Below are 26,057 nucleotides of genomic sequence, written 5' to 3' on the forward strand. Positions count from 1 at the left end.
CGCCCCGGCCCGCGCCCGAATTGTCCCGAAACCGCCCCCGCAGGTCGCAACTGAGCGCCGATCCCGTACGATCGCCGCAGATCCCGGCACTTGAATGCCCCCGTGCCGGCCCCATAGCTGGCCCTGTCGCGGAAAACCGCCAGGAACCAGCATGAGCCAAAACGATCCCAACCCCGACTTGAACCTCGACGCCCAGGACCCGGCGCCGGTCGCCGAGCTGTCCGAGGTCGAGACCCTGCGCGCCGAGCTGAACAAGCTGCGCGAGGACTCGCTGCGCGAACGCGCTGAACTCGACAACCAGCGCAAGCGCGTGGCCCGCGACGTCGAGATGGCGCGCAAATTCGCCAACGAGCGCCTGCTCGGCGCCTTGCTGCCGGTGATCGACAGCCTGGAAGCCGGCCTGGCCGTGGCCGGCAACGAGGCCGGCGCGCTGCGCGAAGGCATGGAGCTGACCCTGCGCCAGCTGCTCAAGGTGGCCGACGACAACGGCCTGGTCGCGGTCGATCCCACCGGCCAGCCCTTCAATCCGGAGCATCACCAGGCCATGAGCATGGTGCCGGCGCCGGGCGTCGCCCCGAATCACGTGGTCCAGGTCTACCAGAAGGGCTGGCTGCTCAACGACCGCCTGCTGCGCCCGGCCCTGGTCGTGGTCGCCCAGGACGGCTGAATCGCAAGACGCATCCGCGCCGCGGCGGGGGCCGTGAGGGCGTGGATCGCGGGCTTCACCCAAGGCAACACCCGTTGAGGCGAACGGGCACGGGCGCTTGAACTGCCCGGCACCGGGCCCCAAATAGCGAACATCGGCGGCCTGCAGCACCACGCGCCGCCCCCAACATTCAAGCATTGAGAGAGGGAGCTACACCTATGGGCAAGATCATCGGCATCGACCTGGGCACCACCAATTCCTGCGTTGCGATCATGGAAGGCGGCAAGGCCAAGGTCATCGAAAACTCCGAGGGCGACCGCACCACGCCGTCCATCGTCGCCTTCACCAAGGACGGCGAAGTCCTGGTCGGCGCGTCGGCCAAGCGCCAGGCGGTGACCAATCCGAAGAACACCTTCTACGCGGTGAAGCGCCTGATCGGCCGCAAGTTCACCGACGCCGAAGTGCAGAAGGACATCGGCCTGGTGCCCTACGGCATCGCCGCGCACGACAACGGCGACGCCTGGGTGCAGACCATCGACGGCAACAAGATGGCGCCGCAGCAGATTTCGGCCGAAGTGCTGACCAAGATGAAGAAGACCGCCGAAGCCTACCTGGGCGAGACGGTCACCGAGGCGGTCATCACCGTGCCGGCCTACTTCAACGACAGCCAGCGCCAGGCGACCAAGGACGCGGGCAAGATCGCCGGCCTCGACGTCAAGCGCATCATCAACGAACCCACCGCGGCCGCGCTGGCCTACGGCATGGACAAGAAGGGCGGCGATCGCAAGATCGCGGTCTACGATCTGGGCGGCGGCACCTTCGACGTGTCGATCATCGAGATCGCTTCCGTCGACGGCGAAATGCAGGTCGAGGTGCTGTCCACCAACGGCGACACCTTCCTGGGCGGCGAAGACTTCGACAAGCGCGTCATCGACTACTTGGTCGAAGAGTTCCAGAAGGACCAGGGCATCGACCTGCGCAAGGACCCGCTGGCCCTGCAGCGCCTGAAGGACGCGGCCGAGCGCGCCAAGATCGAGCTGTCGTCCTCGCAGCAGACCGAAGTCAATCTGCCCTACGTCACCGCCGACGCTTCCGGCCCGAAGCACCTCAACATCAAGCTGACCCGCGCCAAGCTGGAGTCGCTGGTCGAGGATCTGGTCAAGAAGACGATCGAGCCGTGCCGCATCGCGCTCAACGACGCCGGCCTGCGCGCCAGCGACGTGGCCGAGGTGATCCTGGTCGGCGGCCAGACCCGCATGCCCAAAGTCAGCCAGGCCGTGGCCGAGTTCTTCGGCAAGGAACCGCGCAAGGACGTCAACCCGGACGAAGCCGTCGCCGTCGGCGCCGCGATCCAGGGCGGCGTGCTGGCCGGCGAGGTCAAGGACGTGCTGCTGCTCGACGTGACCCCGCTGAGCCTGGGCATCGAAACCCTGGGCGGCGTGTTCACGAAGATCATCGAGAAGAACACCACCGTTCCGACCAAGGCCTCGCAGACCTTCTCCACCGCCGAGGACAACCAGTCGGCCGTGACCGTGCACGTGTTGCAGGGCGAGCGCGAGCAGGCCCGCTTCAACAAGTCGCTGGCGCGTTTCGACCTGTCCGGCATCGAGCCCTCGCCGCGCGGCATGCCGCAGGTCGAGGTGTCCTTCGACATCGACGCCAACGGCATCCTGCACGTGTCGGCCAAGGACAAGAAGACCAACAAGGAGCAGAAGGTCGAGATCAAGGCCGGTTCGGGTCTGTCCGAGGAAGAGATCGCCAAGATGGTCGCCGACGCGGAAGCCAACCGCGAGGAAGACCAGAAGTTCCATGAGCTGGTGCAGGCGCGCAATCACGCCGACGGTCTGATCCACATGACTCGCAGCACCATCAAGGAACACGGCGAGAAGCTGCCGGGCGACCAGATCGGCCGCGCCGAAGCCGCGATTTCCGAGCTGGAAACGGCGATGAAGGGCGACGACAAGGGCCAGATCGAAGCCAAGTCGAAGGCGCTGGAAGAAGCGGCGCAGACCCTGCTCGCCGCGGTCAACGTCGGCCAGCCGGGCGAAGAAGCCCCCGCCGACAACGGCGCCTCGGCCAAGGCCGACGACGTGGTCGATGCGGAATTCACCGAAGTGAAGGACGACAAGAAGTAAGCCGGGAATTGGGAATGGGGAATCGGGAATCGTGGTGTGGCTTGAGCATGCGGCCCGCTACCGACCCGGTTCCCCGTTCTTCTAACCGCAGCCGGCGACGGTCCAGACCGATCGCCGGCTTTTGCTCCAACGATTACCAATTCTCGATTTCCGATTCCCGCCCATGAGCAAACGCGACTACTACGAAGTGCTGGGCGTTGCGCGCAACGCCAGCGACGACGACCTCAAGAAGGCCTATCGCCGCTGCGCGATGAAACATCATCCGGACCGCAATCCGGGCGACTCGGCCGCCGAGGCCGCGTTCAAGGAATGCAAGGAGGCCTACGAGATCCTGGCCGACGCCAACAAGCGCCGCGCCTACGACCAGCACGGCCATGCCGCGTTCGAACACGGCATGGGCGGCAACGGCGGCGGCGGTCCCGGTTTCGCCGACATGGGCGATATCTTCGGCGACATCTTCGGCAATATTTTCGGCGGAGGCGGCGGCGGAGCGCGCGGCCCGCGTCGCGGCGCCGACATCGGCTACGTGATGGAGCTGTCGCTGGAAGAAGCGGTCGGCGGCGTCGAGAAGCAGATCGAAATCCCGACCCTGGACGCGTGCGAGAGCTGCAAGGGCAGCGGCTCGTCCGACGGCAAGGTCGAGACCTGCACTACCTGCAACGGTCGCGGCCAGGTGCGGTTCCAGCGCGGCATCTTCTCGATGCAGCAGGCCTGCCCGCATTGCAACGGCCGCGGCCAGACCATCGCCAATCCCTGCGGCGACTGTCACGGCCAGGGCCGGATCGAGCGCACCAAGACCTTGTCGGTGAAGATTCCGGCCGGCGTGGACAACGGCGACCGCATCCGCCTGACCGGCGAAGGCGAGGCCGGCCCGGCCGGTTCGCCGCCGGGCGACCTGTACGTGGAAGTGCGCGTGCGCGAGCACGACATCTTCCAGCGCGACGGCGACGATCTGCATTGCGATGTGCCGATCCGCATCTCGCAGGCCGCGTTGGGCGACATCATCCGCGTGCCGACCCTGGGCGGCGAAGTCGAGCTGCGCATTCCCTTCGAAACCCAGAGCGGCAAGCTGTTCCGTCTGCGCGACAAGGGCGTCAAGTCGGTGCGCAGCCGCAAGACCGGCGACCTGTACTGCCGCGTCGTGGTCGAGACCCCGGTCAATCTCACTCCCGAACAGCGCGAACTGTTGGAGAAGTTCGAAGCCACCTTCGTCGGCGAGGGTGCGCGTAAGCATTCCCCCCGTTCCTCGACCTTCCTCGATGGGGTCAAGGGATTTTGGGACCGGATGACGTCTTGAGCGTCGATTGCTTCTTATGCCGGCCGGCCTGAACGACCGGCTTGAATGAAAAAAGGGGGCTTCGGCTCCCTTTTTCTTTGCCCGCGAATATGTCCACGATACAAAGGCGATCGCAACGTGGCCGGGTATCGTGCCAGCGTGGCATGCATCGATTTTCGATTGCGTGCGATCTTGATGCTTCAAGTGAGTCGTCAATAGTTGTTGTGCGCGTGAGGCATCCAAATAGCGTCTTACTCAAGATTGTCGTGAGTTAGAAGGTGACGACCATCGAGTTTCTATTCCGCGCGATTTGCAAAAGCTCATGATCGGGAACTACGTTGGGGCTGAAGGCGATGCTTCTGCGAAAGGATTCGGGAGAATTTTCGATGTCTGATCCAAGATTCACTCAGGAAGATCTTTATGGACGAAGTGGCCGCCCTAAAGCGAGCGACATTCGCCAGGACGACATCAACGACTGCTATTTCTTGGCACCCTTGGGTGGATTGGCGCGAGCGCAGCCACAACGTTTTCAGGATGCGATTCGTTACGATTCCGAGAGCCAGACGTTTCAAGTCACGCTTTACAAATCCGGCGCCTCCGGCCCCGAGCCGGTTGTTCTCACCGTTGACCAGGACGATATTGCCGACAATCTCAGCCGCAAGGGCGGGAGCACGGTCGACAATCGGCGTGGCCGGGATGGCCCGATTTGGCCGGCGGTCATGGAAACGGCCTATGCGGAACTGCAAGAGCAAGGCAGTCGCGACAGCAATTACGCCGCTATCGATATGGGGCATCCCAGTGATGCGTTGTTTGCGCTGACTGGCGATCCTGGCGAAAATCTCGATCCGGCCGCTATGGCCGCGCTGGGGCCGAAAGGCGCATACGAGCGGATGAATAACGCATTGGCTGAGGGGCGGCCGGTTACCGTAGGAACTTTTCCTGAGCCTCCTGGTTCCGCTCAGGACGGCCTTATGGAACCTCATATGTATATGGTTGAAGGTGTTCGGCGCAGGGGCGACGACATACTGCTCGATCTGCGCAATCCATACGCCCACAACCGAGCGCTCGAGGGGCGCGATACCAATCGCGCGAGCATGACGATTACGCTTGAATCGGTAACGCGAGAGGATATGCCCGGGCTTTACGTCAACATCGGCCCCGCCGCTCAGCTCACGCGAGAAAAGTCGATGCCTTCGCACGAATCGGGTCATGCTGCTCCGCCCGCATCCGGGCCTTCGGAAGGACTGCCGTCGACTGGCAACCGTCACGTCGATGCACTGCTGTCGTCGCTTGGCGACCCGGTGAAACTCAAGCAGGCCATGCAGTCGTTGTACGATTCGCCCGGCGGACAAACGATTCGTGCCGAAAATCGGGCGAACTACGAAGCGCAGGCGCAGAGCGAGGCGCCGTCAGCGCCACAACCTGAGGCACAATCGCCGCAAGTCGCGGCCCCGCTAATGCGTCGGTGAAGCATTGCCATGTCCATCTTTTTCCGATTCGCGATGTCAGGCCTGATGGCGCTGTCGGCGTCCTGCAGCCTCGCGCAGCCGCGTCCCGAGGAGCCCGCCGTGATCGAACGATTCGCCCCGCCTTCCGTCGCCGACCTCAAGCCCCTGCCGGCACAGGCGCAAGCGACGCGGCAACGCCAACTGCGCTCGGACGTGGAACAGGTGCTCGGCGGCGGTTTCGTGGTCCGCGCGCAGCACGGTTTCGTCTATGCGCCCGATGCCGTGGCCGGCGCGAGCGTGCGCAACCGTTTCAAGAGTGCAGTCGAAGCCGATCTGGGCGGGGTATGGCTGGATGCCGGACTGGGCGTCAACGAACGCATCGCTACCATGGTTTGGCGGCTCTCAGGTGAGTCGCCGCGTTATCTGGCATATGCCTGGTTCACTCACTCCGAGCCCGGCGAGAGCGAGGCGATGGTCGGAGTGTTCGAACTGGAAAAGAAAACAGGCGCCGCCGAGGACAAGCCGCATCCCAAGACGGGGTTGTGGGGCGGCGGTGCAAGGTAATCCGCGACGGCATCGCTTGTTGCGGTAGCGACGAGAGTTTTGCGAGAAAAGAGCGGCCCGCCGTATCGGCGAACCGCTCTCGCTCACTGATCGATCGAACGCTCGATCCGGATTTCAGACCGACGGCCCCGCCTGACTCTGATGGCGTTGCGGGTTCTCTTGCGTGGGCTGCCGATCGCGCTGTTGGTTGAACGCCAGCGTTTCCCGCGCGGTTTCCTGTGTCGGCGGAACCGCTTCGTTGACGTTGACCGAGGCCTTGAATCCAGGCGTCGTGCCGGCCACCCACAAGGTATCGCCCGACATCTTCACGTTTTCGATCTTGGTCGCGTCGGGAATGCCGTCTTTCTTCGCCAGCAACATGGCGTGGGCGACGTGATCGTCGGAGACTTGCGGCGGCGCGCCGCCGCGGATTTTCGCGAACATGGCTTGATCGGTCGACGGCAGCTGTTGCAGTGGGTTGCTCGCATGCTCCCTGGACTGGGGGCCGCCAGCCGGCGTCGCCGCGCCCTGGTTTTTTCCATCGGTCCTTGGCGCGGGTGCTTGACCATCCACGGCGGGTTTTTCCGCTTGCTTGATCTCCGCGGCGGTGGTGATGGCCTTGGGCACCATCTTGCTTTCGGACAGCAGCCCGTCGCGGCCGTCGTCCATCATCGTGACGATGGCGCTGCCCTGTCCTGGGCGCCCGGTCTTGGGATCGGGTTGCAAGGTCAGCGAATACGGGCGGCCGCCGCGATCGAGACCGTTGTGCGCATGAGTCTGCGCGACCGCGGCAGTAGCCGCGTCGATCTGCTCCGGCGTGCGGGCGACCCCGGCGTTGGCGTAGGCGCCGGCCACCATGCCGCGCATCGTCATCGGCTGCGGCAAGGTCGGATGCGCCAGCGCTTCGGCGGCGACCGCGGACAATTCCTGCAATCCGACCCGTTGGCTTTGGTGGATGCCGTTCAATTCGTCGCGAACATTGCCGCTGGCCTGATTGGTGCCGTAGATCATGCCCGGCGTCGTCCACTCGCCGTTCGCGCCGCGGGTGTAGGTGTCGCCGTCGGAAGCCTGCAGCGACTCGGTCTTGGCCGCGGCGTCCTTGATCGCCGCCGGCACGTCGCCGTTCTGCTTCCAGCCGAACTGGTTGTAAGCCACCTGATACCGCGCGGCGACCGCCGCGGGCGTGTTGGCGGCGTTCTCGGCGACGATCAGTTTCGCGCTCTGGTCCAATTCCGCCGCGCGCTGCGGGTTGGCGGTTTCGGTGTGGCTGACCTTGATCCCGTGCTCGAGATAGTCGGTGACGACTTCGCGTTTCCAGGCATGCGACTGCGCATCGCGGGTCCAATCGCCGCCGCCCAGACTGGGCGTGTCGGTTTTGCCGGGCGGGATCGAATACGGGTCCTGCGGCTTGCGCGCATTGCTCAGGCCCAGTTCGTAAGAGGCGTTGGCCGACTTGTAGTTCAACTCGTTGGCCAGGACGTCGCCGGCCACGTATCGCACCTTGCTGTAAGTCGCGGCCGCGTTGTCCGCGCCCACCGTCGTGCTGGCTTTGACCTGCTCGGTCTGCGCCACGCGCGTCCAGGTCGCTTTCTCGTCCTTGGGATCGCGGCTCCACTCGTTGCCGTCGCGGTCCTTCTGGGTGAAGACCCGGTCGATGTCTTTCTGCTGGGCCCATTTCTCGCCCCACACCGCGCCGCCGATGCCGCCGGCGATGCCGCCGATGGCGCCGGTGACGAGCGCGCCGGGACCGGTTTCCGAACCCGCCACCAGGCCGTAGCCGGCGCCGGCCAGAAAGCCGCCGGCGATGCCGCCGCCGATACCGCCGACATTGCGGCCGATGAAATGGGTGCGGGCCGATTCGGCGCCGGTGGTGTTGCCCTGCGACTCCAGCTTCATCACCTGATGGCCGGTGGTGACGAAGTCGTAGGCCAGCGCGGCCGCGCCGACCACCGCCGCGCCTTTCATGACCGTGCCCGGACGCAGGCCGCGGGCGACGCCGGCGGCCTCGCCGGTGAGCGCGGCTTCGCCCACGCTCGCCGCCGGCGCGGTCAGACCGGTCGGCGCGCGGGCCAGGCCGGCGCCGCTGAGCTCGGCGGCGGGCGTGAATTTCGCCGCGTCGGCGCCGAGGCTGGCGACGGCTTCGCGCGACAGCGTGACCTTGGTGACCGCCGCGCCAGTGTTCTCCGGCGCCACGAAAATGCCCTTGGGCGCGGCCTCGATGAATTGCGCCTGCACTTTCGGCAGCACCGCATCGGCGCCGCCCTTGGCGTAGAGCGTCTTCAACTCGGCCGTGGGCTGCCCGCCCAGGGTGCGGACATTGGGATTGTCGAGGACCGCCGGCAGTTCGACCTTGCCGAACACGCGCTCGATGTTGGCGTTGCTGGCGATGACCTTGATGTCGCCGCGCAGGGAACCGGCGAACTCATGCGAGGCCTCGCCCCACAACGAGCCTTCCAGCGAGGTCGCGCTGCGCGCGGCGGCGTTGGGATTGCCGTAGAGCAGGTCGCCCGCGGATTTTCCCGCCTGGGCCAGATCCTGTCCTTGCCCCATGAAGATGCGTTCGGCGGTGTCGCGGATCGCCTTCTCGACTTGCTTGTCGCCCAGGAACTGCGCGCGCGGCGTGTGGTTGATGATCGGCTCGCCGGTCTTGCTCGCCAGTTCCAGCGCGATGCTTTCCGACGACACGCTGCCCACCGGGCGGCTGTAGAGAATGCCGCCTTCGCCCACCGCCTTGGCCGGGAATTCGCGCGCGATCGCCTGCACTTCCTCCAGCGACGCGGCCTTCCTGATCCGTCGTATCTGCTCGGAATAATCGTCGCTCATGACGCGTACTCCTCATCCTTGAGCAGCGCCCAACCGTCGCGGAAGATCACCTCGCCCATGAAGCGCGCGTTTGGATATTCCATCAGCAGGTGAGGGCGGTCGGCGTAGCGGGTGCCGGCGTCGATCAACTGCACGATCAGCGCATGGATGGCCGCGATCTGCGCGCCGGTGAAGGTGCGGCAGGCGTCGAGCATCGGAATGCCGACATCGTCGCTGCCGTAGCCGAACGACACCACTTCGATGTTGTAGTCGTTGTTGTTCGGCAGGAAAGCGCGGGCGATTTCGCCGAAGTATTCGGTGCCGGCCACTTCGACGGCGAAGGTCTCGTGACCTTGTTCGTCGGCGCCGCGCACGCCGCCGGAAAACCTCGCGCGCCCTTGGGGAAACTGCACCCAGTCGAACGGGGGATCAAAGGATTCCATGCCTGCTTCTCCTTGGTAGGCCATCGAAAATTCCGGCTTCCGACGTACGGACGGCTCATGGGTTGCGCCGGACCACGACAGGGATGATGCCACGCCCGTTCTCCGGCGACATCGGGGCGGCAGCGGCAAGGTGTCATCGTCGGCCCGCGCGACGATGGCCGTGGCCACGCCGGGTCGAAACGCCGTGGCTGCGCGGCGCCTTTCCGCCGACGGCACGGCGGCCCATGGGCTGCGCACGTATCTCAAAGTGCGAAGTGATGTGGTAGAACTTCTGCGCGCCCGCCAACCGGCGCAGCGGCCACGGCCGCTCACTCATACATGGATCAGGGGAAGAAGGGATGCACACCACCACACTGCGGCTGTTCGCCGTCACCGCGCTGGCCCTGGCGAGCGCGTCCGCGCTGGCGCAGAGCGCCGCGCCGGCGAAAACCGCGCCCGCCGCCAAGGCCGAAGCCGCCGACCAAGCGCCGGCGCGGGCCGAGCGCCAGCACATCAGCTACACCGTCCAGGCCGACGGCTCCTACATCGAACAGCGCGAGTCCGCGCTGAAGGTGCTGCAGGCGCCGGCGATCGAACGCGCCAAGCACGAGTCGATCAGCTACAGCGCCAGCATCCAGACCCTGGAAGTGACCGAGGCCTACACCCGCAAGGCCGACGGCCGCCGCGTCGATGTGCCCAAGTCGAATTTCCAGGTCGAGACCAACGAAGGTCGCGCCGGCGGTGGGCCGGCGTTTTCCGACATCGCCACCACCCGTCTGGTGTTTCCCGATGTCGAAGTCGGCGACACGGTGGTGGTCAACTACAAGCTGGTCGGCAAACAGCCGATGTTCGATCGCCAGTTCTCGGTGCTCGACAACGTCAGCGCGAATTCGTACCAGGGCGACTTGAAAGTCCGGATCGATACGCCGGCCAGCCTGTGGTCGCAGAACCGGACCTTCGGCGCGATGAAGCAGGTGCGCGATGAGACCGTCGGCGACCGCCATATCGTCGAATGGACGTACCAGAACCTGGCGCCGGCGAAAGACACGCGCCGCGATTATTCGGTTTACAAGGTCGAGGACTTCCCCGGCTACGCGTTCTCGACCTTCCGCAACTACGGCCAGATCGCCGCCGCCTACGGCGAACGCGCGCTGCCCAAGGCCGCGCCGACGCCGCGCGTGCGCAAGCTGGCGGACGAAATCGCCGCCGGCAAGAAAGATCAGCGCGAGGTGGCGAAGGCGCTGTACGAGTGGGTGTCCAGCAACATCCAGTACGCCGGCAACTGCATCGGCCTGGGCGCGGTGGTGCCGCGCGATCAGGAGTTCGTGCTCGACAACCGCATCGGCGACTGCAAGGACCACGCGACCTTGCTGCAGGCCTTGCTCGCGGCCAAGAACGTGCCGGCGACGCAGGCGCTGATCAATGCCGGCAACGTTTTCCAGCTGCCGGATATCCCGGTCGCCTCCAGCGTCAATCACGTGCTCAATTATCTGCCCGGGCTGGATATGTACGTGGACGCCACCGCCAAGGGCATTCCGTTCGGCGATCTGCCGATGGCGGTCGCCGGCAAGCCGGTGTTGCGCGTGGACCAGCCCGAACTGAAGGCCGCCACCGCGCCGTTCGCGTCCAAGCGCAATCGCCAGCGCATGGTCACCGATCTGATCGTGAGCGAAGACGGCTCGGTCAAGGGCAAGGTCGAGGTCGAGGTCGAGCTGGAAGGCCAGCCGGCGATCGAAACCCGCGCGGCGTTTCGCAAGCTGCGCGAGAAAGACTCGCAGCAGATGGTCAAGAAGTACTTCGAGGCCGGCGGCTTGAGCGCGGAAGGTTCGTTCACCCAGGACGATCCGCAGGCGTTGCTCGACAAGCATCGCTACAGCGCGCAGTTCGAGGTCAAGCAGATGCTGCCGGTGCCGGGCGCGTTCCCGGTGGCGCCGTTGTTCTTCAATCCCATGCCCGTGGCCACCTTCGCCGGCTCGGCGCAGTACGACGACAGCGTGTACGAAAGCGAAGGGCAGTGCATCGGCGGGCGTTCGGAGGAGATCTACCGGATCGAGTTTCCGGCGACGATGAAAGTCATCGCGGTGCCGCCGGATGCGCGCCAGGAATGGGAAGGTTCCAGCTACGAGGCCAAGTACACGCTCAAGGGCAATGTGCTGGAAGCGCGCCGGGTGATCGTGGACGCCAGCCAGGGGCCGGTGTGCACGCAGGCGCACAATCGCGGCTACCAGCAGTTCGCGAAGAAAGTGCTGCCCAATCTGAAGGCGCAGTTGGTCTATCAGTAAGCGCGGCGCGTGCCGGCGCGGGGCTTCGGCGATCGCGCGTTAAGGCAAGCCACGACCGGCGCCGCGCTTTTCGCGCGCGGCGCTTGTCGCCAAGGGCGCGCAGCGGCTAGCCTGCGCGCATGAACGAGCCCACCAAGACCCCGGTCAGACTCCTCGTCCACGGCGCTTCCGGGCGCATGGGCCAGGCTTTGTTGCGATTGGCCGCCGAGCGCGCCGATCTGAACGTCGCCGCCGCGTACTCGCGATCCTCGCCGGCGCAGCGGGTGATCGACGGCGTCCCGCATTTCGCCACCGCCGAGTTGTCCGGTGCGCCCGAGTTCGACGTGGCCATCGACTTCAGCCTGCCGCAGGGCTTCGACCCGGTGCTGGCCTTGTGCGCGCAGCGCGGCAAGGCGCTGGTGTCGGGCACCACCGGCTTGAGTTCGGCGCAGAACACCGCGATCAACGACGCCGCATCGCGCATCGCGGTGGTGTGGGCGGCCAACTACAGCCTGGGCGTGGCGGTGCTGACCGAACTGGTGCGCCGCGCCGCGGCGGCGTTGCCGGGCTGGGATTGCGACGTGATCGAAGCCCATCACACCCGCAAGCTCGACGCGCCGTCCGGCACCGCGCTGCACCTGGGCGCCGCCGCCGCGATCGGCCGCGGCGAAGAACCGCACTACGCCAGCCTGCGCGCCGGCGACATCGTCGGCGAGCACACGGTCCAGTTCGCCTCGGCCGGCGAGCGGCTGGAGCTGATTCATCGCGCGACCAATCGCGACATCTTCGCCCGCGGCGCGCTCGAAGCCGCCTTGCGCGTGGCGCACCAGGCGCCCGGCCGCTATGGCCTGGCGGAGCTGATGTTTCCGAATCTGTAACCGCGCATGCCGGTGCATCGGGCTTCTGACGGTCGCGGTGATTGGAGTCCTTCTCCCGCTCGCGGGAGAAGGTGCCCGGAGAGCCTGTCCCCCGAAGGCGGGGACGGATGACGGCCGCTCCAGGCCGGCGGCTTGCCACAAGCCGCGCGTGAATGTGAACGCCCAGAGGGCATGGCGGGGAGAGGGGGCGCCGTTTGCTGTGGAGCAAGAGCGAATCCCCCTTGATCCCCCTTTTTCAAAGGGGGAAACAAAGCGGGTTTTCGGAGAGAGTGGAGAGATTTGCAGGGTGGGGGCTTCAAAAAGCGAGCGAATTCGAAGCGGGAAAGCAACATGAATGACCCACGCCAAGCCACCCGAAGCCCGCACCCAACCCCGCTCCCGACGCCACCCCCAACACGCCTCCCCCCTTTGAAAAAGGGGGGCAGGGGGGATTCGCTCCCGCCGAAACCACCCCAGTCCAACGAATCCCACCCCCCCCCAATCGCCCCGCACAAGCTGAAGCCAAGCCCGCGCCCACGCAGAAATCCTCCCGCAACGCCACATTGAGGCTGGCGCCCGGGGCCCATCGCCGCTAGAATTCCGGCTCGCCTGAACCCCGCCCGCCGGACCGGTCCCGCACCGCGTCCGCGCTTTGCTGCAAGTCGGTTTTGCCGATGTCGCGCTCGGGGTCAGATCCTTCGGCAGCCAAGGCGACCCCCGTGACCCAACCCGCAATCCTCGCACTCGAAGACGGAACCGTGTTCGAGGGCGTTTCCGTAGGCGCGACCGGCCTCAGCGTCGGCGAAGTCGTATTCAACACCGCCATCACCGGCTACCAGGAAATCCTCACCGATCCCTCGTACGCGCGCCAGCTGGTCACGCTGACCTATCCGCATGTCGGCAACACCGGCATCACCGCCCAGGACGACGAAGCGCATCAGGTCTGGGCCTCGGGCCTGATCGTGCGCGACGTGCCGCGCCGCCCGAGCAACTGGCGCAGCCAGATCGCGCTGCCGCAGTGGCTGTCCGATCGCGGCGTGGTCGCGATCTGCGACATCGACACGCGCAAGCTGACCCGCCTGCTGCGCGACACCGGCGCGCAGAACGGCGCGCTGATGGCGGGCGAGATCGATGTCGAAAAAGCCCTGGAAGCCGCGCGCAAGTTCCCCGGCCTCAAGGGCATGGACCTGGCGAAGGAAGTCTGCACGCGCGAGCGCTACGAGTGGACCGAAGGCCAGCTCGATCTGGACCGCAACGCTTTCGTCAACGCGCCGCCGCGCTTTCATGTGGTCGCATACGACTTCGGCGTCAAGCTCAACATCCTGCGCATGCTCGCCGAACGCGGCTGCCGCGTGACGGTGGTTCCGGCGCAGACGCCGGCCGCCGACGTGTTCGCGCTCAAACCCGACGGCGTGTTCCTGTCCAACGGCCCCGGCGATCCGGAGCCCTGCGATTACGCGATCGCGGCGATCAAGGAATTCATCGGCAAGAAGATTCCGACCTTCGGCATCTGCCTGGGCCATCAGCTGCTGGGCCTGGCCTCCGGCGCGAAGACGCTGAAGATGAAGTTCGGCCACCACGGCGCCAATCACCCGGTGCAGGACCTGGATTCCGGCCGCGTGATGATCACCTCGCAGAACCACGGCTTCGCCGTCGATGAAGCCACGCTGCCGGCCAACGTGCGCGTAACCCATCGCTCGCTGTTCGACGGCAGCAACCAGGGCATCGCCCTGACCGACGCGCCGGCCTTCAGCTTTCAGGGCCATCCGGAAGCCAGTCCGGGACCGCACGATGTGTCGCCGTTGTTCGACCGCTTCGTTGAGTCGATGCGGGACTCGGGACTCGGGACTCGGGACTCGAAAGGAGCTGGATGAGCATCTCGCATTATCGAGAGCTGGATGTCTGGCGTCTGGCCATGTCGCTGGCGAAGCAAACCTATCAATTGACCGCGAGTTTTCCCCGCGAGGAACGATTTGGTCTGACCTCCCAGTTACAGCGGTCGGCCGTTTCGATTCCTTCGAACATCGCCGAAGGTAATGCGCGGCATTCAACCCGTGACTACGCACGTTTCGTGTCGATGTCGCTGGGATCGTGCGCGGAGTTGCAAACGCAATTGCTGCTGACGGGCGATCTCGACGTGGGTGACGCACAGATGCGCGAGGCGGCGATAGAACTATGCGATCGGGTGGGGCAGATGCTGCAACGCCTTCATCAATCCCTGATTCGACGACTTAGGGCCGAGTCCCCAGTCCCGAGTCCCGAGTCCCGGAGTTAAGACATGCCCAAGCGTACCGACATCAAAACCGTCCTGATCATCGGCGCCGGCCCGATCGTGATCGGCCAGGCCTGCGAGTTCGACTACTCCGGCGCGCAAGCCTGCAAGGCGCTGCGCGACGAGGGCTATCGCGTGGTGCTGGTCAATTCCAATCCGGCCACGATCATGACCGACCCGGACATGGCCGACGCGGTCTACATCGAGCCGATCAACTGGCAGACGGTCGAGAAGATCATCGCCAAGGAAAAGCCCGACGCGCTGCTGCCGACCATGGGCGGCCAGACCGCGCTGAACTGCGCGCTCGACCTGGCCGACAACGGCGTGCTCGAGAAATACAACGTCGAGCTGATCGGCGCCAAGCGCGACGCCATCCGCATGGCCGAAGACCGCGAACTGTTCCGCGTGGCGATGGCTGAGATCGGCCTGGAATGCCCCAAGGCCGAAGTCGCGCGCACCTTCGAGCAGGCGGTCGATATCCAGACCCGCGTGGGCTACCCGACCATCATCCGTCCCAGCTTCACCCTCGGCGGCAGCGGCGGCGGCATCGCCTACAACAAGGAAGAGTTCGAAGAGATCGCCAAGCGCGGCCTGGAACTGTCGCCGGTGCACGAGATCCTGGTCGAGGAATCGGTGCTGGGCTGGAAGGAATTCGAGATGGAAGTGGTCCGCGACACCGCGGACAACTGCATCATCGTGTGCTCGATCGAAAACTTCGACGCGATGGGCGTGCACACCGGCGACTCGATCACCGTCGCCCCGGCGCAGACCCTCACCGACAAGGAATACCAGCGCCTGCGCGATGCCTCCATCGCGGTGCTGCGCAAGATCGGCGTGGACACCGGCGGCTCCAACGTGCAGTTCGGCATCAACGCCCAGGACGGCCGCGTGGTGGTGATCGAAATGAATCCGCGCGTGTCGCGCTCCTCGGCGCTGGCGTCGAAGGCGACCGGTTTCCCGATCGCCAAGATCGCCGCCAAGCTGGCGATCGGCTACACCCTGGATGAGCTGCGCAACGAAATCACCGGCGGCGCCACTCCGGCCTCGTTCGAGCCGAGCATCGACTACGTCGTCACCAAGATTCCGCGCTTCGCCTTCGAGAAGTTCCCGCAGGCCGACGCGCGCCTGACCACGCAGATGAAGTCGGTCGGCGAAGTCATGGCGATGGGCCGCACCTTCCAGGAGTCGCTGCACAAGGCGCTGCGCGGCCTGGAAACCGGCAAGGTCGGCCTCGACCCCACCGGCCTGGACCTGAGCAGCGAAGTCGATATGGCCAAGCTGCGCCGCGAGCTGAAAGAACCCGGTCCGGAGCGCATGTTCCATATCGGCGACGCGTTCCGCGCCGGCATGAGCGTGGAGGACGTGCACGCGCTGTCGTTCGTCGATCCGTGGTTCCTGGACCAGATCGAAGAACTGATCGCGGCCGAGCGTACCGTGGCCGACGCCGGCCTGGCCGCGCTCGACAAGGACCGCATGCGCGCGCTCAAGCGCATGGGCTTCTCCGACGCACGCCTGGCCCAGCTGACCGGCACCGACGAAACCGCGGTGCGCACGCTGCGCCGCGCCTTCGGCGTGCGTCCGGTGTACAAGCGCGTGGACTCGTGCGCGGCCGAGTTCGCCACCACCACCGCCTACATGTACTCGACCTACGAGGACGAGTGCGAATCCAACCCGAGCAACCGCGACAAGATCATCGTGCTCGGCGGCGGCCCGAACCGCATCGGCCAGGGCATCGAGTTCGACTACTGCTGCGTGCACGCCGCGCTCGCCCTGCGCGAGGACGGCTATGAAACCATCATGCTCAACTGCAATCCGGAGACCGTGTCCACCGACTACGACACCTCCGACCGCCTGTACTTCGAGCCGCTGACGCTGGAAGACGTGCTGGAAATCGCCGATCTGGAAAAGCCCAAGGGTGTGATCGTGCAGTACGGCGGGCAGACCCCGCTGAAGCTGGCGCGCGCGCTGGAAGCCAACGGCGTGCCGATCATCGGCACCACGCCCGACAGCATCGATCTGGCCGAAGACCGCGAGCGTTTCCAGAAGCTGGTGCAGGAACTGGGCCTGGCCCAGCCGATCAACCGCACCGCGCGCAATCCGGACGAAGCCCTGGCGCTGGCCAACCAGATCGGCTACCCGATGGTGGTGCGCCCGAGCTACGTGCTCGGCGGCCGGGCCATGGAAATCGTCTACTCCGATGCCGACCTGACCCGCTACATCCGCGACGCGGTGAAAGTGTCCAACGACTCGCCGGTGCTGCTGGACCGCTTCCTCGACAACGCCGTGGAAGTGGACGTGGACGTCATCGCCGACCGCGAAGGCCGCGTGCTGATCGGCGGGGTGATGGAGCACATCGAGGAAGCCGGCGTGCATTCGGGCGACTCCTCGTGCTCGCTGCCGCCGTATTCGCTGTCGCCGGAAACCCAGGAGCGCCTGCGCACGCAGGTGATCGCCCTGGCCAAGGCGCTGAAGGTCGTGGGCCTGATGAACACCCAGTTCGCGATCCAGACCGATGCCGAAGGCAAGGAAACCATCTTCCTGATCGAAGTGAATCCGCGCGCCTCGCGCACGGTGCCGTTCGTGTCCAAGGCCACCGGCATGGCGCTGGCCAAGATCGCCGCGCGCTGCATGGTCGGCCAGACCCTGGCGTCGCAGGGCGCGCTGGAAGAAATCGTGCCGGACTACTACTCGGTCAAGGAAGCGATCTTCCCGTTCGCCAAGTTCCAGGGCGTGGACCCGATCCTCGGGCCGGAAATGCGTTCCACCGGCGAAGTCATGGGCGTGGGCAAGAACTTCGGCGCGGCGATGGCGCGCGCGCAGGAAGCCGGCGGCATCAAGGCGCCGCCGGTGGGCAAGGCCTTCATCTCCGTGCGCGATCCCGACAAGCAGCGGGTGCTGCCGGTGGCGCAGGAACTGGTGCGCCGCGGCTACACCCTGGTCGCGACCAGCGGCACGCAGAGCTTCCTGAGCGAGCACGGCGTGGCCTGCGAGGTGATCAACAAGGTCACCGAGGGCCGTCCGCACATCGTCGATCTGATCAAGAACGGCGAGATCGTCTACATCATCAACACCACCGAAGGCCGCCAGGCGATCTCCGACTCGTTCTCGATCCGCCGCGAAGCGCTGCAGCAGCGCGTCACCTACTCGACCACGGTGTCGGGCGCGCGCGCGCTGGTCGGCTCGCTGGACTACCGCGGCACCGGCCCGGTGTGGTCGCTGCAGGAACTGCACGCGCAGATCGGCGCGGCTTGATGGGGTGAGGGCCGGGATGGTGCGGTTGCGCGCCGTCCCCGGGTTCGAACGCGGCGGGGCTTTGGTTTCGCCGCGAATCCTTCAGTCCGTCATTCGCGGCGAGGTTCGGCTTTGCCGCGAATCCTCCAGCCCGTCATTCCCGCGAAGGCGGGAATCCAGGGCCTTTCGTGCGAGAACGCCTGAAGTCGCTGGATTCCCGCCTTCGCGCGAATGACGGGCCTGGGAAGAACGCGGTCGAGTCTGCGGATGCGACGCCGCCGCAAACCGCGCCGCAAACCCAGCCCCGACCGCCTCCCAACCCGACAGGATGCCTTCCGCCCGGGTTCCCGGCACAATGGCCCCAGGCATCGTCGAAACATCCGCGCCGGGCGCTCAAGGATTGCCCGGCGGCGCATCACAGAGGAAACAAGGAATGAGAGCACCCATCACGGCCAAGGGCGCGCTGCGTTTACGCGCTGAGCTGGAAGAACTCAAGTCGGTCAAGCGGCCGGCGGTGATCAACTCGATCGCCGAAGCGCGCGCCCACGGCGATCTCAAGGAGAACGCCGAGTACCACGCCGCGCGCGAGCAGCAAGGTTTCATCGAAGGCCGCATCAAGCAGCTCGAAGCCGAGCTGTCGCACGCGGAAATCATCGACATCAGCAAGCTCAACGCCGGCTCCAAGGTCGTGTTCGGCGCCACCGTCGAGCTGACCGATGTGGATACCGACGAAGAGCGCACTTACCAGATCGTCGGCGACCTGGAAGCGGACATCAAGCTGGGTTTGATCGCGATCTCCTCGCCGGTGGCGCGCGCGCTGATCGGCAAGAACGAGGGCGACAGCGTCGAGATCCAGGCGCCCGGCGGCGTGCGCGAGTACGAAATCGTCAGCGTCAACTACAACGGTTGATCCGTTGACCGCGCCCGCAGGCCGCCTCGAATGAACCGCATCAGCCTGTTGCTGCCCGAGCGAGCGCGCTTCGGCGGCCAGCGCCTGAGCGAGGACATCGGCCGGCGCATCGGCCGCGCCGAGCGCAGCGTGGAAGCCGGCGACCAGGCCGCGCGCGTGTTCGACATCCTGCCGCGCGGCTGGCCGGTGGCGGCGGTGTCGCGCCAGCGCGATGTCGGCGACGGCGCGCACGGCGCGTGGCTGCGCGCCGACCCGGCTTACGTGCGGCCCGACATCAACGGCGCGCGCCTGCTCGCTTACGGCGACGCGCTGTCGCTCAGCGAGCGCGACAGCGCCGCGCTGCTGCCGGCGCTGCGGCCTTTGTTCGGCGACGCCGGTTTCCCGCTCGATGCGCCGGTGCCGACGCGCTGGTATCTGTCGCTGCCGCGCGAAACCCGATTGCCGCGCTTCGCTTCGCCCGAGCAGGCGCTCGGCGAGGACATGTTCCAGCACCTGCCCGGCGGCGAAGGCGAAGGCAGCGAAGGCCGCCGCTGGCGCGCGCTGCTGAGCGAGGCGCAGGTGGTGCTGCACAATCATCCGCACAACGCCCAGCGCATCGCCGCCGGTCTGGCGCCGATCAATTCGCTGTGGTTCTGGGGCGCGGGCGTGTTGCCCGATCACGTCCGCACCGCTTTCGCGCAGGTGCTCAGCGACGACGAAGCGCTGACCGCGTTCGGCGCCCAGGCCGGCATCGCCGTCGGCGCGTTGCCGCAGCAATGGACGGCCAGCGCGGGCGAGGGCGAAGCCCTGTTCGACCTGCGCGCGGCGCGCGACCTCACGCCCTTGCAGCGCGACTGGCTGGAGCCGATCGCGCGCGCCATCGACGCCGGCGCGCTGGAACGCGTGACGTTGGCCTTCGCCGACGGCGAACGCTTCGAGCTGGCGCGCTCGCAGCGCTGGCGTTTCTGGCGCAAACCCTTGCGTTCGCTGCTCGATTGAAGCGCCCGATGACTCTCGTCCGCGCGGTCTCCTCGCCATGAAAACCGCCGCGCGGCTGCGCCGCCGCGAGCCCGCGGGCGAGGGCGACTGGCCCGAGTCGATGTCGCCGCTGCTGCGCCGCATCTACGCCGCGCGCGGCGCCACCTGCCTGGAGCAGGCGCAACCGCGGCTGGCGCAGCTGCTGCCGCCCGACGGCATGCTCGGCCTGGACGCGGCGACGCAGTTGCTGTTCGACGCGATCGCCGCCGACCGCCACATCCTGGTGGTCGGCGATTTCGATTGCGACGGCGCCACCGCCTGCGCGGTCGGCGTGCGCGGCCTGCGCATGCTCGGGGCCAAGCGGGTGTCGCATGCGGTGCCCAACCGGATCGTGCACGGCTACGGCCTGTCGCCGGCCCTGGTCGAGGAATTGGCGGGGCTGCAGCCGGATCTGTTGGTGACCGTCGATCACGGCATCGCCTGCCACGCCGGCATCGCCGCCGCGCGCGAACGCGGCTGGCAGGTGCTGGTCACCGATCACCACCTGCCCGGCGAGCGTTTGCCGCTGGCCGACGCCATCGTCGACCCGAATCAACACGGCGACGCGTTTCCCAGCAAGATGCTGGCCGGCGTAGGGGTGATGTTCTACGTGCTGTTGGCCTTGCGCCGGCGCATGCGCGAGGCGGGATCGTTCGCCGATGCCGGTCCCGATCTGACCGTGTTGCTGGATCTGGTCGCGGTCGGCACCGTCGCCGATCTGGTTTCGCTGGACGCGAACAATCGCGCCCTGGTCGCCGCCGGATTGCGCCGCTTGCGCGCCGGGCAGGGCAGCGCCGGTCTGCGCGCGCTGATCGAAGTGTCGCAGCGCGATTACCGCCGCCTCACCGCCGCCGACATCGGCTACGCGCTGGCGCCGCGGCTCAACGCCGCCGGCCGCCTGGAAGACATGGCGTTGGGCATCGAATGCCTGATCACCGACGACGCCGTGCAAGCGCGCTACATCGCCTCCACGCTCAACGACATCAACGCCGAACGCCGCGCGGTGCAGCAGCAGATGACCGACGAGGCCGAACTGGCCTTCGCCCGCGTCAGCATCGACGCCCAGGCCGCGCCGCTGGCGCTGTGCCTGTTCGATCCCGACTGGCATCCCGGCGTGGTCGGGCTGGTCGCCTCGAAGATGAAAGAGCGCCTGCATCGGCCGGTGATCGCCTTCGCCCCGGCCGAACCGGGCAGCGATCAGTTGCGCGGCTCGGCGCGTTCGATTCCCGGTTTCCATATTCGCGACGCCCTGGCCGACGTGGCCGCGCGCCATCCCGATCTGATCGAGCGCTTCGGCGGCCACGCCATGGCCGCGGGCCTGTCGTTGCGGCAGGACGCGTTCGAAACCTTCCGCGGCGCGTTCGAGCTGTGCGCGCGGGCGGCGCTGACGCCCGAATTGCTGCAGGCCGATGTGCTGAGCGACGGCGAACTGGCCACCGCCGAGTTCGATCGCGCCCACGCCGAATCGCTGCGCGACGCCGGGCCCTGGGGCCAGGGTTTCGCCGAGCCGCAGTTCGACGGCGAATTCGAAGTGCTGTCGTGGCGCGTGGTCGGCGAGCGGCATCTGAAACTCGAACTGGGCCGCGACGGCCTGCGCTTGAACGCGATCGAGTTCGGCGGCTGGGACGGCAACCGGCCGCCGCCGTGGGTGCGCATCGCCTATCGCCTGGAGCCGGACGATTATCGCGGCGGCAACGCGGTGCAGCTCGTGGTAGTGCATCGCGAAGCGCTGTAGGCGCTTTTGTGGGATGGCTTTTGTTGGATGGCTTTTGTGGGAGGGAGCTTTAGCCCCGATGCTTTTCGATCAGTTGTCCGCATGCCTTCAAGAAAGCTGCAGTCTGATCGAAAAGCATCGGGGCTAAAGCTCCCTCCCACAGGAGCTCCCTCCCACAGGAGCTCCCTCCCACAGGAGCTCTTTCCCACAAAGCTCTTTCCCACAAGCTCCCTCCCACAAAGCTCCCTCTGCTAAGTTATCCGCTCGATCGAACAGGAGCGGCGCGACTTGGAAGGCAATCCGGCACAACTGCGTACCGCCGGCGTGGACTTGGGCGGATTGATGACGGTGCTGGGCCAGCACTTGTACTCGACGCCGCTGGTCGCGCTGCGCGAACTGGTGCAGAACGCGAACGATTCCATCGTCCGGCGCCGACTGGAAGATCCCGCCGCGCCGGCGGCGCCGCGCATCACCGTGGTCGGCGACATCAACACGCGCACGGTGCGGGTGATCGACACCGGCACCGGCCTGACCGAGTCGGAAATCCACACCTATCTGGCCACCGTCGGCGTGGGCTACACCCGCGGCCTGCGCCAGGGCGAGGCCGCCAGCGAAGAGCTGATCGGCATGTTCGGCCTGGGTTTCCTGTCCGCGTTCGTGATCGCCGAACGGGTCACCGTCACCACCACCTCGTTCCAGCAGCCCGATCGCGGCTGGCGCTATCAATCCAGCAACGGCGAGCAATACAGCCTGGCCGCGGCGCCGGCGCGCGAGGTCGGCACCGTGGTCGAGCTGGCGCTGCGCGAAGAACACGCGCGCCTGGCCGGCGAGGACTACCTGGCGCGCGTGCTCGGCCGTTACTGCGCCTTGCTGCGCGTGCCGATCTACATCGGCGAGTCGGCGCAGCCGCTCAATCCCGAACCGCCGCCGTGGCGCGGCGACAGCGGCGGCGTCAGCGAACATCCGGTGCAGGCGCGCAAGCGCCAGCTGCGCTTCGCCAGCCGCTTCGAGCAGCAATTCGAACCGATCTGCGCCATGCAGGTGCCGGCCGTCGCCGGCGACGGCGATCCGCGCGGCCTGTTGTGGGTGCAGGATGGTGGCACCTACGGCAGCAGCGACAATCGCAATCTGTCCGTGTTCGTGCGCGGCATGCTGCTCGACGACGACGCGCGCGACCTGCTGCCGGGCTGGGCCGGATTCGTCGGCGGCGTGATCGAGTCCAGCCGGCTGATGCCCACCGCCAGCCGCGAAGACCTGCAGCGCAACGAGGCCTACCGCAGCGCCCAGCACGCCATCGCCGAATCCCTGATCGGCGGCTTGGCGGCGGTGGCGCGCGAGCAGCCCGAAGCCTGGCGGCGCATCCTCAACCGTCACAACGAGGCCTTGCTCGGCGCCGCGCTGTGCGATGCGCGCCTGTTCGAATTGCTGGCCGAGGAAGTGCGCGTGCCCAGTTCGCACGGCGATCTGCGCGCCAGCGCCTTGCGCCGCGAAGGCGCGATCCATGTCGGCCTGAGCACCGGCGGCTTCGAGGACATGCTGTTCCGCATGCTCGGCGTGCCGGTCGCGCGCGGCGACCGTTACGCGGTGCTGCCGTTCCTGCGGCAGTGGGTGCAGCGCCACGGCGGCCGCCTGATCGAGATCGGCACCGAGCAGGGCAACCGCCAACTGTTCACCGAACTGGGCCTGCCCGACGCCGAACTGGACTGGCTGCGCGAGACCCTGGCCGACGGCGAAAAAGTCGTGCCCGCGCGTTTCGCCCCGGCCGAACTGCCGCTGATGGTGGTGCCCGATCGCGAGGCCGAGCTCAAGCGCCGGCTGGAAAGCGACGACGCCGACAAGCGCATTTCGATGACCGCGCTGCGCCTGGTGCGCGGCTTCACCGCCGGCATCGACGGTTCGGCCCAGGCGCGCTTGTACGTCAACCTGGACAACCCGGCGATGCGCGCGTTGCTGGCGACGATGCGCGCCGATCGCGCCGCCGCCGAGCCGGCGGCACGTTTGCTCAAGGCGATCAAGCAACTGATGGAAACCCACAACGACGCCGACGGCCACGGCCACCGGCTCAACGGCGCGCTGGCGGCGATCGGCGACAGCGTGCTGCGCCTGCTGCCGGCCGCGGCGGGCGAGGCCGGCGATTGATCCGGCAACGCTTCGCCATGCACGATAGCCATTACACCAACAGCTAAGCACAGAGACGATATGGACATCTTCGATTGGATCGAAGACCTCAGCGACGAACTTCGCGAGGCCGGCCAGTACCGCGTGGTCGAACTCATCAACCGCATTCCGCACGAACTGCACGACAACCACCCCGAGCGCGTCGAGGCCATGCTGCCCGAAGCGCTGGCGGCGGCGCGCGCGCTGCAGAACCCGTGGCTGGAAGTGTTCTTCCGCCATTGGGGCCTGCAGAACCGCATGCGCAATCTGGCCGAGGGCGAGAAGGCGCTGCCCGAGGCGGTGTCGCTGCTGGAATTCGCCCATCGCGACGAAACCCAGCAATGCCCGCAGTCGGTCTGCGTGACCCAGGACATCGCGATCTGCTACGGCAACGTAGACGGCCCGGGCTGGGTGCCCGAGCGTCTGGCGCTCAGCGAGGAAACGCTGGCGCGGATCGAGCCCAGCCGCAACTGCTACGACTGCATCAGCCGCGAGTACGCGCTGGCGCTGATGGACGGCGGTCGCGCGGATGAGGCGGTGACGTATCTGCAAGCTCAGGCGCGCAACATGCTGCGCGACGGCGGCGAACCCGGCGTGGCCTATCGCGAAACCCAGGCCGGCGCCTTGTTCCGCGCCGGCCGCTGCGAACAGGCGCTGGCCGAGCTGGAGGCGATCGAAGAAGAGGAACTCCACGACGACGACGACGGCGACCGGCTCAGCCGCGCGACTTTCCGCGCGCTGATTCTGGCCCGGCTCGGCCGCATCGACGAAGCCTGGGACGCGCTGCCGCCCTACGGCCCGACCGTGGTGCCGTTGCTGTATCCCCACTGGTCCGAAGCGGTCGCGCTGATCGCGGCGGCCCGGCCCGAACACAACCATTGGCGGCTCGGCCGCCTGCTCGCGACGATGGTGAGCCACATGGATCGCGTCGGCGCGCACCGGCGCTGCATCGAACTGGCGCTGCGTCACGGCGAGCTGGCGCTGCTGCGCAAGGCCGGCTGGACCGCGCGCCGGGCCCTGGCGATCGCCCGCCGTCATCTGCCGTCGCTGCGCAGCGACCTGGGCGCGAGCGAGCTGATCGCCGCGTTCGCCGCGCGCGTGGACGCGCTGGACACCGCCGCCGCGCCGCGCCTGCCCGCGGAAGCGGTCTACGAACACGTTCGCGACGATGAAGGCTCCGACCCGGAACAGGACATCGAACTGCTGCTGGCGGCGTATCGCGAACGCCCGGACGACGGTCCGCTGGCCGGGCTGCTGGGCTCGGCGATGATCGCCTGCGGCGCGCGCGAGGATGCGATCGCGCACCTGTGGGAGTTCGTGCGCCGGCACCCGCAATCCGAGGACGCGCCAGCGAGCCAGTTGCTGGAACAGTGGCTGGAGCAGGGCGACGCCGAAGCCGAAATCGGCCGGCTCGCAGCGCTGGTCGAACCGGCGCGGCCGGCGTTCGCGCATTGGTGCCGCGCGCAACTGGCGTTCGCTCACGAACGCTGGAACGAGGTCGGCGAACATGTCGAACGCCTGCTGAGCCACGTACCGGATGCGAACGGCGCGCGCCGGTTGTGGGCGAGGGCGGCGATGGCGAATCGGGATTTCGACCGCGCCGTGGGCTTGTACGCGGCCTTGGCGGAACAATCGGAAGAACCCGGCGGCGACGATTGGGATTTGATGTCGGCCGCCAGCGCCGCCGGCGACTGGCCGGCGGTGCGGCGCAGCGCCGCGCGCCTGGGCATGCAGCTGAGCAGCGAGGACGGACCGGTGCGCGAGTCCTGGGGCTGGCTGCGCCTTCGTTACGAGCACGACGGCGAAAGCTACGACTGCCTGGGCCGCCGCACGGGCCCGGTGACCGCCGAAGTGGTCGCCGTGGCGGCGCCGGGCCGGCCGCAGCACGTGCGCGACGAAGTCGTATTCGACGCCGCGCCGCTGGAGCAGGCGCCGGAAGACGAGGCCGAGCGCGAACACTGGCTGACGCCATTTCGCGTGCTGCACACCCGTCATCGCGCCGATTACCGCAGCTGGTACGTCGACGGCGCGCACCCGGGGGAATCCGCGTTCGAGGCGATGCGCGAGGCGCTGGAAGCGCAGCAATGGTCGGTGTGGGTCCGCAGCGGCGACGACTATCGGGTGCGCGATCCGAAGCAGGACGAATACGCCGACTTGCCGGGCCTGTATTTCTTCCTCGCCACGCCGCCGCAGGTCGCGCCTTCGCAGGTCGATCTGCGCTTGCTGGAACTCACCGCCGGTTGGGAACATCCGTTGAGCTGGCTGCAACTGGCCGAGCAGGCCGGCGCCGATACCGACCGGCACGAGGCCATCGTCGAGGCTTACGGGCTGTGAACGGCTGAATCGAAACGGCGGCGATGTTCCGCATCGCGGCCGTTTCGTCGCGC

Annotated in this window: 17 protein-coding genes; 15 read left to right on the forward strand and 2 right to left on the reverse strand. The window is 67.0% G+C overall.

Translation table 11 applies throughout. From position 1 onward, the window contains the following. Positions 1-151 precede the first annotated feature (151 nt). The 5 genes from grpE to J7J50_RS12240 all read left to right on the forward strand — a co-directional run bounded on the left by grpE (position 152) and on the right by J7J50_RS12240 (position 6,069). Positions 152-667 (forward strand): nucleotide exchange factor GrpE, encoded by a 516-nt coding sequence (gene grpE, locus J7J50_RS12220; protein WP_215057891.1) that lies wholly within the window; start codon positions 152-154, stop codon positions 665-667. A 197-nt stretch (positions 668-864) separates the two neighbouring features. Then, a complete protein-coding gene (gene dnaK, locus J7J50_RS12225; protein WP_215057892.1) occupies positions 865-2,781 on the forward strand; it encodes a molecular chaperone DnaK in 1,917 nt (638 codons plus the stop codon). Between the two features lie 163 nt (positions 2,782-2,944). Then, the gene (gene dnaJ / locus J7J50_RS12230; RefSeq protein ID WP_215057893.1) at positions 2,945-4,078 is read left to right on the forward strand and encodes a molecular chaperone DnaJ; all 1,134 of its coding nucleotides are present in this window, start codon (positions 2,945-2,947) and stop codon (positions 4,076-4,078) included. A gap of 365 nt (positions 4,079-4,443) precedes the next feature. Beyond that, a complete protein-coding gene (locus J7J50_RS12235) occupies positions 4,444-5,526 on the forward strand; it encodes a C2 family cysteine protease (RefSeq protein ID WP_215057894.1) in 1,083 nt (360 codons plus the stop codon). 45 nt (positions 5,527-5,571) lie between these two features. Further along, positions 5,572-6,069, forward strand: a complete 498-nt coding sequence (locus tag J7J50_RS12240) for a hypothetical protein (protein WP_215057895.1) — start codon at positions 5,572-5,574, stop codon at positions 6,067-6,069. Between the two features lie 114 nt (positions 6,070-6,183). On the opposite strand, the gene J7J50_RS12245 is transcribed toward J7J50_RS12240, so the two are convergent. Then, positions 6,184-8,871, reverse strand: a complete 2,688-nt coding sequence (locus J7J50_RS12245; protein WP_215057896.1) for a hypothetical protein — start codon at positions 8,869-8,871, stop codon at positions 6,184-6,186. Then, positions 8,868-9,461, reverse strand: coding sequence for a hypothetical protein (locus tag J7J50_RS12250; protein ID WP_215057897.1), 594 nt, complete (start codon positions 9,459-9,461; stop codon positions 8,868-8,870). The genes J7J50_RS12245 and J7J50_RS12250 overlap by 4 nt, the downstream gene beginning before the upstream one ends. Positions 9,462-9,631: 170 nt before the next feature. Here J7J50_RS12250 and J7J50_RS12255 point away from each other — a divergent pair, with 170 nt between their 5' ends. From J7J50_RS12255 to J7J50_RS12300, 10 genes are all read left to right on the forward strand, one after another. Beyond that, positions 9,632-11,554, forward strand: a complete 1,923-nt coding sequence (locus J7J50_RS12255; RefSeq protein ID WP_215057898.1) for a DUF3857 domain-containing protein — start codon at positions 9,632-9,634, stop codon at positions 11,552-11,554. A gap of 119 nt (positions 11,555-11,673) precedes the next feature. Next, positions 11,674-12,411 (forward strand): 4-hydroxy-tetrahydrodipicolinate reductase, encoded by a 738-nt coding sequence (gene dapB / locus J7J50_RS12260; protein ID WP_215057899.1) that lies wholly within the window; start codon positions 11,674-11,676, stop codon positions 12,409-12,411. A gap of 698 nt (positions 12,412-13,109) precedes the next feature. Next, positions 13,110-14,264, forward strand: coding sequence for a glutamine-hydrolyzing carbamoyl-phosphate synthase small subunit (carA, locus tag J7J50_RS12265; protein WP_215057900.1), 1,155 nt, complete (start codon positions 13,110-13,112; stop codon positions 14,262-14,264). Beyond that, positions 14,261-14,665, forward strand: coding sequence for a four helix bundle protein (locus J7J50_RS12270; RefSeq protein WP_215057901.1), 405 nt, complete (start codon positions 14,261-14,263; stop codon positions 14,663-14,665). The genes carA and J7J50_RS12270 overlap by 4 nt, the downstream gene beginning before the upstream one ends. Positions 14,666-14,668: 3 nt before the next feature. Next, positions 14,669-17,914, forward strand: coding sequence for a carbamoyl-phosphate synthase large subunit (gene carB, locus J7J50_RS12275; RefSeq protein ID WP_215057902.1), 3,246 nt, complete (start codon positions 14,669-14,671; stop codon positions 17,912-17,914). 412 nt (positions 17,915-18,326) lie between these two features. Beyond that, the gene (greA, locus tag J7J50_RS12280) at positions 18,327-18,803 is read left to right on the forward strand and encodes a transcription elongation factor GreA (protein ID WP_215057903.1); all 477 of its coding nucleotides are present in this window, start codon (positions 18,327-18,329) and stop codon (positions 18,801-18,803) included. A 30-nt stretch (positions 18,804-18,833) separates the two neighbouring features. Next, on the forward strand, positions 18,834-19,781 hold the full coding sequence (locus tag J7J50_RS12285; protein WP_215057904.1) for a phosphoglycerate mutase: 948 nt from the start codon (positions 18,834-18,836) through the stop codon (positions 19,779-19,781). A gap of 37 nt (positions 19,782-19,818) precedes the next feature. Continuing rightward, complete coding sequence (gene recJ, locus J7J50_RS12290; RefSeq protein ID WP_215057905.1) at positions 19,819-21,534, forward strand: single-stranded-DNA-specific exonuclease RecJ; 1,716 nt, start codon at positions 19,819-19,821, stop codon at positions 21,532-21,534. 267 nt (positions 21,535-21,801) lie between these two features. Further along, positions 21,802-23,652 carry an ATP-binding protein gene (locus tag J7J50_RS12295; protein WP_251044508.1) on the forward strand — a complete coding sequence of 617 codons (1,851 nt, stop codon included), beginning with the start codon at positions 21,802-21,804 and terminating at the stop codon, positions 23,650-23,652. A 60-nt stretch (positions 23,653-23,712) separates the two neighbouring features. Then, complete coding sequence (locus J7J50_RS12300; protein ID WP_215057906.1) at positions 23,713-26,004, forward strand: hypothetical protein; 2,292 nt, start codon at positions 23,713-23,715, stop codon at positions 26,002-26,004. Positions 26,005-26,057: the final 53 nt, after the last annotated feature.

The organism is Lysobacter sp. ISL-50, assembly GCF_018612875.1.
In the GTDB taxonomy this organism is placed as follows: Bacteria; Pseudomonadota; Gammaproteobacteria; order Xanthomonadales; family Xanthomonadaceae; genus Lysobacter.